The sequence below is a fragment of the Streptococcus sp. UBA4344 genome, assembly GCF_002393675.1.
In the GTDB taxonomy this organism is placed as follows: domain Bacteria; phylum Bacillota; class Bacilli; order Lactobacillales; family Streptococcaceae; genus Streptococcus; species Streptococcus vicugnae.
The window spans coordinates 104,669-119,293 of the sequence record NZ_DGTE01000020.1 but is presented as its reverse complement, the minus strand read 5'-3'; the positions used below and the strand labels follow the sequence as shown (position 1 = coordinate 119,293).

General features: G+C 37.0%; 11 protein-coding genes. 4 read left to right on the top strand and 7 right to left on the bottom strand.

Annotated elements, in window-relative coordinates:
* Positions 1-11 precede the first annotated feature (11 nt).
* On the bottom strand, positions 12-2,003 hold the full coding sequence (gene uvrB / locus B4D49_RS03825; protein WP_199542397.1) for an excinuclease ABC subunit UvrB: 1,992 nt from the start codon (positions 2,001-2,003) through the stop codon (positions 12-14).
* A gap of 189 nt (positions 2,004-2,192) precedes the next feature.
* On the opposite strand from uvrB, the gene B4D49_RS03820 reads away from it, so the two are divergent.
* From B4D49_RS03820 to B4D49_RS03805, 4 genes are all read left to right on the top strand, one after another.
* Positions 2,193-4,397, top strand: a complete 2,205-nt coding sequence (locus B4D49_RS03820; RefSeq protein WP_286783211.1) for an ABC transporter substrate-binding protein/permease — start codon at positions 2,193-2,195, stop codon at positions 4,395-4,397.
* Entirely contained in the window at positions 4,397-5,137 is a 741-nt protein-coding gene (locus B4D49_RS03815) for an amino acid ABC transporter ATP-binding protein (protein ID WP_039696658.1), read from the top strand. The genes B4D49_RS03820 and B4D49_RS03815 overlap by 1 nt, the downstream gene beginning before the upstream one ends.
* Before the next feature lie 280 nt (positions 5,138-5,417).
* Complete coding sequence (gene rbr / locus B4D49_RS03810) at positions 5,418-5,954, top strand: rubrerythrin (RefSeq protein ID WP_286783210.1); 537 nt, start codon at positions 5,418-5,420, stop codon at positions 5,952-5,954.
* Between the two features lie 282 nt (positions 5,955-6,236).
* On the top strand, positions 6,237-7,736 hold the full coding sequence (locus B4D49_RS03805) for an ATP-binding cassette domain-containing protein (RefSeq protein WP_286783355.1): 1,500 nt from the start codon (positions 6,237-6,239) through the stop codon (positions 7,734-7,736).
* A 39-nt stretch (positions 7,737-7,775) separates the two neighbouring features.
* On the opposite strand, the gene B4D49_RS03800 is transcribed toward B4D49_RS03805, so the two are convergent.
* The 6 genes from B4D49_RS03800 to B4D49_RS03775 form a co-directional block, all read right to left on the bottom strand.
* Positions 7,776-7,958: a hypothetical protein gene (locus B4D49_RS03800; protein ID WP_132869594.1), complete on the bottom strand. Its 183-nt coding sequence runs from the start codon at positions 7,956-7,958 to the stop codon at positions 7,776-7,778.
* 231 nt (positions 7,959-8,189) lie between these two features.
* The gene (gene obgE / locus B4D49_RS03795; RefSeq protein WP_074481558.1) at positions 8,190-9,503 is read right to left on the bottom strand and encodes a GTPase ObgE; all 1,314 of its coding nucleotides are present in this window, start codon (positions 9,501-9,503) and stop codon (positions 8,190-8,192) included.
* A gap of 85 nt (positions 9,504-9,588) precedes the next feature.
* Positions 9,589-9,717 (bottom strand): DUF4044 domain-containing protein, encoded by a 129-nt coding sequence (locus B4D49_RS03790; protein WP_003065505.1) that lies wholly within the window; start codon positions 9,715-9,717, stop codon positions 9,589-9,591.
* An 83-nt stretch (positions 9,718-9,800) separates the two neighbouring features.
* Positions 9,801-10,529 carry a pseudouridine synthase gene (locus B4D49_RS03785; protein WP_132869595.1) on the bottom strand — a complete coding sequence of 243 codons (729 nt, stop codon included), beginning with the start codon at positions 10,527-10,529 and terminating at the stop codon, positions 9,801-9,803.
* Between the two features lie 104 nt (positions 10,530-10,633).
* Positions 10,634-12,280 carry a peptide ABC transporter substrate-binding protein gene (locus B4D49_RS03780; RefSeq protein ID WP_132869596.1) on the bottom strand — a complete coding sequence of 549 codons (1,647 nt, stop codon included), beginning with the start codon at positions 12,278-12,280 and terminating at the stop codon, positions 10,634-10,636.
* A gap of 440 nt (positions 12,281-12,720) precedes the next feature.
* The gene (locus tag B4D49_RS03775; protein WP_286783209.1) at positions 12,721-14,367 is read right to left on the bottom strand and encodes a peptide ABC transporter substrate-binding protein; all 1,647 of its coding nucleotides are present in this window, start codon (positions 14,365-14,367) and stop codon (positions 12,721-12,723) included.
* Positions 14,368-14,625: the final 258 nt, after the last annotated feature.

The following is a 14,625-nucleotide window of genomic DNA, read 5'->3' as shown; positions in this document are numbered from 1 at the left end:
TTTCTCCTCTCCTAATCCATCGCTTTTAACTCTAGTACCATATCACGCAATTGAGCAGCAAGTTCGAAATCAAGCATTTCAGCAGCTTCATGCATTTGTTTTTCAAGCTTCTTGATTGCTTCTTTACGCTCAGTTTTGTTCATACTGCTGTAGTCTAGTGTATCTTCAGCTACATCAGTATCTGTTGCTTTAGAGATAGCAATCAAATCTCGAATATCTTTCTTAATAGTTTGTGGGACAATACCATGTTCTTCGTTATAGCGCATTTGAATCTCACGACGACGAGCGGTTTCATCCATGGCTTTTTGCATAGATTCGGTAATCTTATCAGCGTACATAATAACATGACCTTCGCTGTTTCGAGCTGCACGTCCAATCGTTTGAATCAAACCTCGTTCATTACGAAGGAAACCTTCTTTATCCGCATCAAGAATAGCAACTAAACTAACTTCTGGTACGTCAATCCCTTCACGCAGCAAATTAATCCCAATCAGAACATCGAAAACACCCAGACGCAAATCGCGAATAATTTCCGTACGCTCTAAAGTTTTAATATCTGAGTGCATGTACTTAACTTTGACACCCATTTCTTTGAGGTAATCGGTCAAGTCTTCTGCCATCTTCTTGGTAAGCGTTGTAATAAAGGTACGTTCACCTTTTTCGACACGAGCATTGATTTCACCAAGCAAATCATCCATTTGTCCCATGGTTGGACGGACTTCAACTTCCGGATCAAGAAGGCCTGTCGGACGAATGATTTGTTCGACGATTGTGTCTGTTTGCTCAAGTTCATAATCACCTGGTGTCGCTGATACGTAGACAATCTGATGAACATGGCTTTCAAACTCCTCACGACGAAGTGGACGGTTATCAAGAGCACTTGGAAGACGGAAACCATAGTTAACCAACATTTCCTTACGAGAGCGGTCTCCGTTATACATTCCCTTAATTTGCCCCATCGTCATGTGACTTTCATCAACCATAATAAGAAAATCTTCTGGGAAGAAATCAAGAAGTGTGAATGGCGGTTCACCTTCTGAACGTCCATCCATGTGACGTGAGTAATTTTCGACACCGTTTGTGTACCCCATTTCACGGAGCATTTCAACATCATACTCAGTTCTTTGACGAATTCGCTGCGCTTCAATGAGCTTACCTTCAGCCTCGAACTGCTTAACTTGTTCTTCCATTTCTTCCAAAATGTTTTTAATAGCATGTTCCAAATGTTCTTCATTTGTCATAAAGTGAGTGGCAGGGAAAATGGCCAAATGTTCGACTTCGCCAAGAACTTTACCTGTCAAACTTTCAATTTCTCGGATACGATCAATTTCATCACCGAAAAATTCTACTCGAAAGGCATGTTCATCACGGCTCGCTGGGAAGATTTCCACGACATCACCGCGCACACGAAAACGACCACGTTGAAAATCAATATCATTTCGTTCAAATTGAATATCAACAAGGTCATTTAATAATTGGTCACGTGAGATTTCCTGACCTGGACGAAGACTCACAACGCTATCAGCATACTCTTTTGGTGAACCCAAACCATAAATACATGACACAGAAGCTACAACAATAACGTCATTACGCTCTAACAAAGCTGATGTTGCTGAGTGGCGTAGCTTATCAATTTCATCATTGACTGAGCTATCTTTTTCAATATAGGTGTCACTTGATGGCACATAGGCTTCCGGTTGGTAGTAATCATAATATGAAACAAAATATTCAACAGCGTTATCTGGGAAAAATTCTTTAAACTCCCCGTACAACTGACCTGCCAGCGTTTTATTATGGGCGATAACAAGCGTTGGTTTATTAACTCTTGCAATAACCTGACTCATCGTATAGGTCTTACCGGTACCAGTGGCACCAAGGAGAATTTGAGACTTTTCTCCTCCTTCAATATTATCAACTAATGTCTCAATCGCTTGTGGTTGATCACCAGAAGGTTCGTATTTAGAGACTAGTTTAAACTGATTATCTTCTATTCTATCAATCATAATATTCCTCAAAATGTCATTTAATACCTTCATTTTATCATAAATAAGGGTAAAATACTCTCTTTAGATATTGAGAAATCAACCTCCTCACTCTTCATGTTAGGTTTTCTAACATGAGTTGAAATCTAAAGTTGCTTAACTGTCTGAATTTTGATATAATTAATGCAATCTATTCAAAAGGAGACTTACATGAAGCACAAATTGAAAGCTATTATGCTAGCAATGGTTTCTGCAATCTTTGTGTTTGGTGTAGATGCTAAAGCAGATACAATTAGTATCGTATCTGACACAGCATACGCACCATTCGAATTTAAAGATTCAGATCAAACTTATAAAGGTATTGACGTTGACATTATTAATGAAGTCGCAAATCGAGAGGGTTGGGATATCGATATGACATTCCCTGGTTTCGATGCTGCTGTTAATGCTGTTCAAGCTGGTCAAGCCGATGCTCTTATGGCTGGTACAACAGTTACAGAGGCTCGTAAAAAAGTCTTCACATTCTCAGATACTTATTACGATACCGCTGTTGTTGTCTACACTCGTAGCGATGCTAAAGTGTCTAACTATAAACAACTTTCAGGTAAAACTGTTGGTGTTAAAAACGGTACTGCTGCTCAAGCATTCCTAAAGGAAAACCAAAAGAAATACGGTTATAAAATCAAAACATTTGATACTAGTGACTTGATGAACAATAGTCTAGATGCTGGTTCAGTTTACGCTGCTATGGATGACCAACCTGTTGTCCAATACGCAATCAGTCAAGGTAAAAACTATGCTATCAATATCGATGGAGAAAAAGTCGGAAGCTTCGCATTTGCTGTTAAAAAAGGAAGCAAATACGAATACCTTATTGATGAATTTAACCACGCATTTGCCGAAATGAAAAAAGACGGTACTTACGATGCTATCATGGCAAAATGGCTTGGTGATTCTGAAAAATCTGATGACAAATCAAGTGTTGTTACATCAAGCAGCCTAAAATTAACTGGAGACGCTTCTGCAAAAGCAACACCTGTTAAATCAACTTACAAAATCGTCATGGATTCTTCATTTGCCCCATTTGAATACCAAAATGACTCAGGCAAATACGAAGGAATCGACGTTGACTTAATTAAAGCTATCGCAGAACAACAAGGTTTCAACATCGAAATATCAAATCCTGGTTTTGACGCTGCACTTAACGCTGTTCAAGCTGGTCAAGCTGACGGTGTTATGGCAGGTATGTCAATCACTGATGCTCGTAAAGAAATCTTCGATTTCTCAGATCCATATTATACTTCAAACATCTTGCTTGCTGTTAAAAAAGGAAGCTTTGTTAAATCATATGAAGATTTAAACGGCAAAACTGTTGGAGCTAAAAATGGTACATCATCATACACATGGTTGTCTGAACACGCTGCTCAATACGGCTACACACTTCGTGCTTTCGACGAAGCATCAACTATGTATGATAGTTTGAACTCAGGTTCAATTGACGCTCTTATGGATGATGAAGCCGTACTTCGTTACGCTATCAAACAAGGTCGTAACTTTGAAACACCAGTTGATGGCGAAAAATCTGGTGAATACGGATTTGCTGTTAACAAAGGTACTAACCCTGAACTACTTGAAATGTTCAACAATGGTCTTGCAGCACTTGTCAAATCAGGTGAATACGATAAAATCGTAAGCAAATACCTTGGCTCATCAGACGAGAAGAAATCAACTTCATCAAGTGTTGATGAAACAACTATTTGGGGACTTATCAAAAACAACTACTCACAATTGCTTTCAGGTCTTGGAACAACTCTTAGCTTGACATTGATCTCATTTGCAATTGCAATGGTTATTGGTATCATCTTTGGTATGATGGCAGTTGCACCAAATAAGGTTCTTCGTACAATCTCAGCAATCTTTATTGACGTTGTTCGTGGTATTCCATTGATGATTGTGGCAGCCTTCATCTTCTGGGGAATTCCAAACCTCTTTGAATCACTAACTGGTAAACAAAGCCCAATCAATGATTTCCTAGCTGCAACAATCGCCCTTTCATTGAATGCTGGTGCTTATATCGCTGAAATCGTTCGTGGTGGTATTGAAGCTGTTCCTAAAGGACAAATGGAAGCTAGCCGAAGCTTGGGCATCTCATACGGTAAGACAATGAAAAAAGTCATCTTACCACAAGCCGTTCGCGTGATGTTGCCAAACTTCATCAACCAATTCGTTATTTCATTGAAAGATACAACTATCGTATCAGCAATTGGTCTTGTTGAACTCTTCCAAACAGGTAAAATCATTATCGCTCGTAACTACCAATCATTCCGTATGTACGCTATCTTAGCAATCATCTACCTTGTAATGATCACCCTTTTGACTCGTTTAGCAAAACGTCTAGAAAAGAGGCTTAAATAATGGCAGAATTAAAAATTGATGTTCAAGATTTGCATAAATCTTATGGAGATAATGAAGTCTTAAAAGGAATCACAACCCAATTCCACGAAGGTGATGTTGTATGTATCATCGGCCCTTCAGGTTCAGGAAAATCAACTTTCCTTCGTACTCTTAACCTTCTTGAAACAATCACAAGTGGTAAAGTTGTTGTTGATGGTTTTGAACTATCTGACCCAAATACTGACGTCGATAAAGTTCGTGAAAATATCGGTATGGTATTTCAACACTTCAATCTTTTCCCACATATGACTGTTCTCGAAAACATCACTTTCGCACCAATCGAACTTGGAAAAGAAAGTAAAGAAGATGCTGAAAAACACGCTATGGAACTTCTTGCAAAAGTTGGTCTTGCTGATAAACGCGATGCCAAACCAGATAGCCTATCTGGTGGTCAAAAACAACGTGTCGCTATCGCACGTAGTTTGGCAATGAATCCTGATATCATGCTCTTTGACGAACCAACTTCTGCACTTGACCCTGAGATGGTTGGTGACGTTCTTGGTGTTATGAAAGACTTGGCAGAGCAAGGCATGACTATGTTAATCGTTACCCACGAAATGGGATTTGCTCGTAAAGTTGCCAACCGTGTTATCTTCACAGACGGCGGACAGTTTATTGAAGATGGTACACCAGAACAAATCTTTGATAACCCACAACACCCGCGTCTAAAAGACTTCTTGAACAAAGTATTGAACGTATAATAAATTAAAAGCTAGTTGTAACAAACTAGCTTTTTTATTGCAGTAAATTTTGGCTATGTATGTCAGAATTTTGACTTTCATTTTTGGATTTGTTAGACTTAAGTTAAGTTGTTTAGACAAACTACAAAAGATACACACTTGCACATTACCTCACTTATATTTAAAGTACTCCTAAGTTTGTCATAAGCGAGATAATATGACCATTCGTAGCAAATCCAAATAACTTTCGTATGTGATATTCAGTAGTTATCTACTGTTTAATATAAGGAGGATTTTTGATATGTCTAAGTATGCAGGTACTCAAACCGAAAAAAACTTACAAGCTGCATTTGCTGGTGAATCTCAAGCTCGCAACAAGTACACTTTCTTTGCTTCAAGAGCTAAAAAAGATGGATTTGAACAAATCGCAGAACTTTTCTTAAAAACCGCCGATAATGAAAAAGAACATGCCAAGATGTGGTGCAAAGAACTTTACGGTATTGGTGACACTTCAGAAAACTTGGAAACTGCTGCTGACGGTGAAAACTACGAATGGACTGATATGTACGTTGAATTTGCCAAAACAGCTGAAAAAGAAGGATTCCCTCAACTTGCTAAGAAATTCCTTATGGTCGCTGAAATCGAAAAACATCACGAAGAACGCTATCGTGCTTTATTAAAAAATATCGAAACTGCTAAAGTTTTTGAAAAGAGTGAAGTTAAGATTTGGGAATGTCGTAACTGCGGTCATATTATTGTTGGAACAAAAGCACCAAAAGTTTGTCCGGTATGTGCTCACGCTCAATCTTATTTCGAAGTTCGTGCTGAAAACTATTAATAAAATCACCTCCCAGCTAATTTTTACTGGGAGGTTTACCATATCCTTTGACAATAACCTTAGTCTTTTGCTAAAATGAAGGCGAATCAAGTAGGAGGATTTTGAACGATGAACAACTAAGAACAAAATGTATTGATATGCCATATCAGGTTTTGTTTTTAGTGCAGTCTTTCATTCTCTTACTTATCCATCATACGTGTTGGGTATTTTTAGCGTTGACCATAATGAGATTCACACTCTACCTGATATGGTAGAGTGTGTTTTTTTGAAAGGAAGTCTCGTATGCTAAACATAAACCAACTATCAATTACTAACCTCAAGGATTCTAAACAAATGATTGCTGATTTAAACCTCATAGTAAACTCAGGTGAAAAATTAGCGATTATCGGCGAAGAAGGAACTGGAAAGTCCACTTTGCTTCAAGCTATTGCCAATTCACAAATGATTGCTAGCTATGCAAATCTTGAAGGGCAAATTCAAAATAATTTTAAAAAAGTGGGTTATCTCCCACAGTCGCTAGCTAAAGAAGAAAGAAGTCAAACTATTTCTGATTTTCTTTACAAAGATATAGATTCTTTTTTCAATTACAATGCATTTTATCAAATGGCTGCGCTCCTGCATCTAGACCTTTCTACACTAGAGAATAATAATCAATCATTAGCTAATTTATCAGGTGGTGAGAGGATAAAACTTCAACTAACTAAATTAACTGGTCAAGAACCCGATTTGTTCTTGCTGGATGAACCATCTAGCGACCTTGATATTGAAGGCCAAAATCTCCTTAAAGATTTTATTCAGAACACTGATAAAACTGTGATTTTTATTTCTCACGATGAAGCGATACTTGAAGACACTGCAACTGCTATTCTACACTTAGAGCTAATCAGAAAACGACAAATACCTCACGCTAGCTATTTTCAAGGAAATTATAATGACTACCTTAAACAGCGGAAAAAAAATTTTATAAAGCAATATAAAGAAGCAAAAAACGCTCAACGTCTGAAGAAAAAACGAGATGAAAAGATTAGGAGATTGCACCAAGCTGCCCAATACAATGTTCGACATACTCATGATAGTACCCTGGGAAGACTAGCTGCTAAAAAGATGAAAAATGTCCTATCACTTGAAAAAAGATATGAAAAAGAAGACAAAAATCTTACAGAATTCCCCGAAAACATGGATAGCATAAAGCTCTTTTTCCACGGTATTTCCCCGATTGACAAGAAAAAACGACTCTTATCATGGCATAATCAAGTGTTGTCGACTGGTCAAACTATTGATTTGGATATTTTAGGACAGGATAAAATTGTTATTACTGGGAAAAATGGCATTGGAAAAACGCGACTTCTCAAGCAAATTTACCGAGAGCTCAGCAGAAATAAACAATTGTCTATCGGCTACATGCCTCAAGATTATGACAATATACTAAAAGGTGACATTTCTGCTGTCTCATTTTTAAGTGAAGTAACAACCGATAAAACGGCTAGAACTATTTTAGCTAGTCTACAATTTACAAAAAATGAAATGGAGCATAGCATTATTGAATTATCTGGCGGGCAAAAAGCCAAGATCTTTTTAGCACGTATGGTTCTTGCTAAAAATCATATTATTATCCTAGATGAAGTAACTCGACATTTTTCGCCTACTAGTCAATCTGTTGTTCGTCAATTATTACGTGATTATCCTGGCTGTATTATTAGCGTTTCTCACGACCAAAATTATATCAATAATGTTGTAAGAACACATTATCAATTAACTAGCGACACTTTACAAAAGCATTAAAAAAGCTCAGCATATGCTGAGCTCAAGCAGGATAGTGCATTAAGACTCATCGGCTTCTGCTTCTCCTGCTTTTTCTTTTGCCAATTTTTCACGTTCTAAGCGAAAACGTCGATTTGGATTAAGTGTATTGAAAAGTTCTTCTAGCTTTTCAGCATTCCAGACATCGGCTGCTGATACAAAATTACCATCTTTATCTCTAAAAGATATCGGTTTTTCTCCCATAAGAACCTCCAGTTAAATATATAAAACTTATTTGTGAATTAAAAACTTTGAATTGTCATTCAAAATACATTCTACAAGTTCTGCAAAGAAGATAATTGCTATCTAGAGCTCATGGCTCTCCGTCAAAATTCCTATTTTTGCTCTGCTTCATTAGAATATAAGTTACTAGCTCCCATATAGAGCTTGCTGCTTTGTCGTTAAACAGCTAAGATACCAACGACAAATAGTAGGTTAATCCACGAATTCAAATTCAAATTTACCGATACGAACGATATCCCCGTCTTTAGCACCGCGTTCACGAAGAGCTTCATCAACTCCCATACCACGCAATTGACGTGCAAATTTCATAACAGATTCATCACGTTCCATATTTGTCATGACAAAGAGTTTTTCAAGCTTTTCACCTGACAATACCCATGCAGCATCATCATCACGTGAAATTTCAAATGGACGTTCATCTGGATCAAATCCATAATAAACCTCTTCATCAATCATATCATCATCGCTGTAAAGCAAGAATTCATCGGTCTTATCAAGCAATTCTGCTGTTGCTTCCATAAGATTTTCCAATCCTTGATGTGCCAAACTTGAAATTGGGAAAATCATTGGCATTTCTTCAAAATCATCATAGTTAGCAGCCAATTTTTCTTTAAAGACTTTCAAGTTTTCTTCTGCCTCTGGCATATCCATCTTATTTGCAACAATGATTTGTGGACGTTCCATCAAACGAAGGTTATAAGTTTCAAGTTCATTATTAATTGAAACGTAATCTTCATATGGATCGCGTCCTTCACTTGCTGACATGTCAATCACGTGAAGAATAACACGTGTACGTTCGATATGACGAAGGAATTGTGTACCAAGACCAACACCTTGTGAAGCACCTTCAATCAACCCTGGAAGATCAGCCATGGCAAAGCTATCGCCAGATTTTGTACGAACCATACCTAGGTTAGGGACGATAGTTGTAAAGTGATAAGCACCAATTTTGGGTTTAGCAGCTGTTACAACACTTAGTAATGTAGATTTACCAACTGATGGGAACCCAACCAAACCAACATCTGCCAAGATTTTCAATTCTAACTGAAGTTCACGTTCTTCACCTGGTTCACCATTTTCTGCAATTTCAGGTGCTGGGTTACGTGGTGTCGCAAAGCGGATATTACCACGTCCACCACGTCCACCGTGAGCTACAACAAACTCTTGACCATTTTCAACAAGGTCAGTGATAACTTTATTTGTCTCAGCATCACGAACAGTTGTTCCTTGAGGGACACGTACAATAAGGTCTTCTGCACCACGTCCATGCATTCCTTTTGTCATCCCTTTTTCACCAGATTTTGCTTTAAAAATACGGTTGTAACGGAAGTCCATCAAAGTACGAAGTCCTTCGTCAACTTTAAAGATGACTGAACCACCTTTACCACCGTCACCTCCCCAAGGTCCGCCATTAGGGACGTATTTTTCACGACGGAAGGCAACCATGCCATCACCACCACGACCAGCTTTAACGCTAATTTTGGCAGTATCTAAAAACATACTCATTATTAATTCCTATTCTTTCATTATAGTAACTTTTACACTAAAAATTGATTTGAAAAAGCATAAAAAAACGCCTCATCAGCGTTCTTTAAATAATTGAACCAATAGCAGTCGCAATAAGACCACCTACAGTTACTAGAACCATTAAGATAACAACTACTAAAGTCAGTTTTTCAAACGCTGTTTTTTTACGTGGTCCGTTTTCACCAAATGCCACCTTAATACACCTCGCTCAATTGATTTTATTACTATTATCTTAACATGATTAGCCTAAATAATCAAATAACTACTGCAAGAAATTTACAGTTCAACGTCAAATACTTCTAGTTTTGCTAGCTCTTCTGCCGTCAATCGACGCCATTGTCCAAGTGTCAACGATTCATCCAACTGCAAAGGCCCCATACTCAAACGTTCTAACTCTGTGACTTCCTTGCCACAAGCTAAAACCATGCGTTTGACTTGGTGGAATTTTCCTTCTTTGATTGTGATTTCGACAAGACTTGTTTCATTTTCCTTATCAACTTCTAAAATCTCTAGCTGCGCTGGTTGGCAAGTAAAATCTTTCAGCTCAATTCCTTTGGCAAAACGCTCAACATCTTCTGCTGTCATAATGCCTGAAACTCTAGCACGATAACGTTTATCAACGTGCTTTTTAGGTGATAGCATGGCATGCGCCAATTTACCATTATTAGTCAACAATAACAGTCCATGAGTGTCTATGTCTAAACGCCCAACAGGAAAGACTTCTTTATCCCAAGCTGTTTTATCCAACAAATCTAAAACCGTTTTGTGGTGATTATCTTCTGTTGCTGAAATTACACCTTTTGGTTTATTTAGCAGGTAATAGACATATTTTTCATAGGAAAGATTTTCTCCCTGACAGACAATTTGATCAGCCTTTTCATCAATTTGAGTCTTTGGAGAGGTTTTAATTTCACCATTAACAGTTACTTGTTTTTTCTTAAGTAATTGTTTGACCTCAGTTCGCGAACCGATTCCGGCTTCTACTAAAAATTTATCTAAACGCATAGTATTCCTTTATCTGAATATGATACACTCATTGTACCATTTTTCAGAGCATAAAAAAACAAGGTCGAGCAAGCTCGAACCTTGTTTAATCATCACTTCAAGATTTATTTTTTGTATGCGTATGTGAAGTCTACAGACAAACCTGTTGAGTTACGGACGAGACCTTTAAGGTCTGGATTTTGAAGTGATTTTGTACTACGGAAGTAGATTGGGTTGTAAAGTGCGTTGTCATAAAGTGCTTTTTCAGCAGCTTTATAATCATCAGCAGCAGCTTTAGGATCTAGAGCATCTGTAGTAATAGCTTTTTGGTAGGCAGCATCGTAATCTGCATTTGAGAATTTACCATAGTTATATGATGAACCAGTAGTGAAGAGTCCGTAGAATGTTGAACCTTCTGGATAGTCACCACCCCAAAGAACAAGGGCAACATCAAAGTTTTGGTTCTTAGTATCTTCAAGACGTTGTTTGAAAGTAACAAATTTTTCTTCAACTTTCAATCCTGGAAGAGCTTCTTCCCAAGTTTGTTTGATATAGTCAACTGATGCTTTAGCAACTGGTGCGTCTGAGTCAGCTGTGATAGTTAATTTAACTGAATCAGTACCAAGTTCTGCAAGACCTTCTTTGAAGAGTTTTGTAGCTTCTTTCTTATTGTAGCTGTAACCTGGTGATACGTATTTAGCTAAGTCAGTTCCATCAGGAAGTTTTTCAAGACCTGTTGGTGCTAGAGCTGTAGCAGCTTTTGAACCAGTATCGATAGCAGCTTTTACAATTCCTTCACGGTCTGTTGCCAAATTAAGGGCTTGACGGATTTTAGTGTTGTTCAAAGCAGTCACTGTACCAGTTTGGTTGTAAACCATGTAAGCTGTCGTTGCTTCTGGAACTGGAACAACATCTTCACGGTTTTTATTAGCTTTAAATGTAGCTTCTGTATTTGAGATGTTTGCTGTATCAAGGTCACCGTCTTTGTACATTTGAACAGCTGTATCAGGTTTCTTGATTGTTTGAACGTTTACTTTCTTAGTTTTAACGTCTTTTGCATCCCAATAGTATTTGTTTTTCACAAGTGTGAAGTTACCATTTGTACCGTTCCATTTTTTAACAGTGTATGGTCCAGAATACAATGCTTTATCTGAAGTTGTACCATATTGGTCGCCTGCTTTTTCAACAAATGCTTTACTTTGAGGCATGAAGTTTGCAAATGATAGAAGGCTCTCAAATTGTGGAGAAGGGTTTGACAAAGTAAAGATAACTTTGTTTCCATCAGCTTTTACACCAAGTTCTTCAACAGATTTTTTACCTGCGATAATATCTTCAGCATTCAAAACATGAGCATCTGATGCAAGGTATGAATATTCTGATGCAGTTTTTGGATCAACAAGTCGTTGCCAAGTATAAACAAAGTCTTCAGCAGTCAATTTGCTTCCGTCTGACCATTTAAGGTTATCACGAAGAGTAGCTGTATAAGTTAAACCATCTTCTGATACTTCAACACTTTTAGCCAAATCTGGTTGCAATTTACCATTTTTATCAACTCGAAGAAGGTTACTTCCTGAGTTACCAATAGCAATTGATGAGTAAGTATCAGTTACTTTTGAAATATCAAGCGTGCTGATTTCAGTTGGTACGAACCAATTGATATCTTTGCTAGCAGATTTTGATGTTGATTTATTTCCACCACATGCTGCTAGTGTAGCAACAGACAACAATGCGACAGCTCCAAGACTGACACGTTTTAAAGTTTTAATCTCCATAATGGATCCTCCTACCATATAACTTTCTTTCGGTATGTTAAGTATTATAACACAATATTTTCTAAAAATACAGAAAATTTGAAAATTAATTAAAATTTCAAAAAGATTGCTTACGCTCATTTTTCACTTATTTTTCAATCATTTCATGATAAAAACAACAAATTATATCGAAAAAACGCATAAAATAAACTAATATAGACATTTTTTTGTATTGAAAGCTTTTCATTTTTATAAAACATTAAAGGTTTCATATTTCCAACTATCCCCCTTTTTCCCAACAATCAATGTCTATAAAAGCTAACATCAAAAATGAATATTTTATCTTTTTTTGTATAAATCATAACTAAAAACAACCTTTTATGTGATATTTAAAAATAATTATACAAAAACAAGGCCAACTAAGATCAACCTTGTTTTGTTTTTTTTAGAGAGGTTATTAATTATTTGTGAGCATAAGTGAAATCGACAGTTAAACCTGTTGAATTTCGAACAAGTCCTTTAATGTCTGGATTTTGAAGCCATTTAGTACTACGGAAGTAGATTGGGTTATAGTGTGCTCCATCATAAAGAGCTTTTTCAGCTGCTTTATAATCTTCAGCAGCCGCATCAGTATCCAAAGCATCAGTTGTTAAAGCTTTGTTATAGGCTGCGTCAAACTCAGGGCTTGACACTTTACCATAGTTGTATGCTGAATTAGATGAGAACAAACCATAGAATGTTGAACCTTCTGGATAGTCACCACCCCATGCTACAAGAGCAACTTCAAAGTTTTGGTTCTTAGTATCTTCAAGACGTTGTTTAAAGGTAACAAATTTTTCTTCAATCTTCAATCCTGGAAGAGCTTCTTCCCAACTTTGTTTGATGTAGTCGACTGCTGCTTTAGTTACAGCATCATCAGAGTCAGCGGTAACAGTCAATTTAACTGAGTTTGTTCCAAGTTCTGACAACCCTTCTTTGAATAATTTAGCTGCTTCTTTTTCATCATACTTGTAACCTGGTTCAACATATTTTGAAAGATCAGTTCCGTCAGTCAATTTTGCAAGACCTGGTGTAACAAGAGCTGTGGCAGGTTTTGAACCTGTATCAATTGCTGCTTCGACAATACCTTTACGGTCTGTAGCTAAGTTAAGAGCTTGACGGATTTTTTCATTGGCAAGAGGAGCTACTGAACCAGTTTCATTGTAAACAATATAAGACATACGAGCTTCTGATACTGCTACTGCATCTTTATTAGCTTTATTCGCTTTGTAGATAGATGAGGTTGCAGAAATATTAGCTGTATCTAGCTCACCATTTTTGTACATTTGAACGGCTGTATCAGCTTTTTTGATAGCTTGAAGGTTAACTTTTTTAGTCTTAACGTGTTTAGCATCCCAATAGTATTTATTTTTAACTAAAGTGAAGCTACCATCGCTACCGTTCCAACCTTTAATTGTATATGGGCCTGAGTATAGTTGATTTTTTGAAGTTGTTGCGTATTTATCGCCTTCTTTTTCAACAAATGCTTTTTTCTGTGGCATGAAGTTAGAAAAAGCAAGGTAATATTTGAATTGAGGACATGGACTTGTCAATGTGAAAGTCACTTTATTACCATCAGCTTTTACACCAAGTTGGTTAAGGTCAGTGATTTCACCAGAATTAATTTTATCCGCATTTTCCAAATGAGATTCAACAGCTAGATAAGAATATTCTGATGCTGTTTCTGGATCAACCATTCGTTGCCAAGTATAAACAAAATCATCTGCAGTCAAAGCACTTCCATCTGACCATTTAAGTCCATCACGCAAAGTTGCTGTGTAAGTCAAACCATCCTCAGACACTTCAACACTTTTAGCCAAGTCTGGTTTTGGATTACCATTTTTATCAACACGCAGAAGGTTACTTGATGAGTTCCCAATAGCTAGTGCTGAATATTGGTCAGTATTTTTTGAAATATCAAGTGACAAGATTTCAGTCGGTGTGTACCAATTGATTTCATCTTTATTAGTAGCTGATTTGCTACCGCCACCACATGCTGCTAGTAGAGCGACAGAAGCCAAACTAACCGCTCCCAGACCAACACGTTTCCAAGTTGATTTGTTTTCCATAAAAAATTCCTCCTACCATAAACTTTCTTTCGGTATGTCTGGTATTATAACACACTATTTTCTAAAAATACAGAAAATTTCAAAATTAATACAATTTTAAAAAAACTGAATTATGATAATAAAGTGTTGTTTATGGCTGAAAAATGGGGAAATTGCTTGAAAATTTGTGACTTTTAGCTACTTTTATGGCAACTATTTATTCTCCTGCCTTGCTTACTTTTTCATTTTTGTGGAAAATTAAAAAATATTGCTACCGCT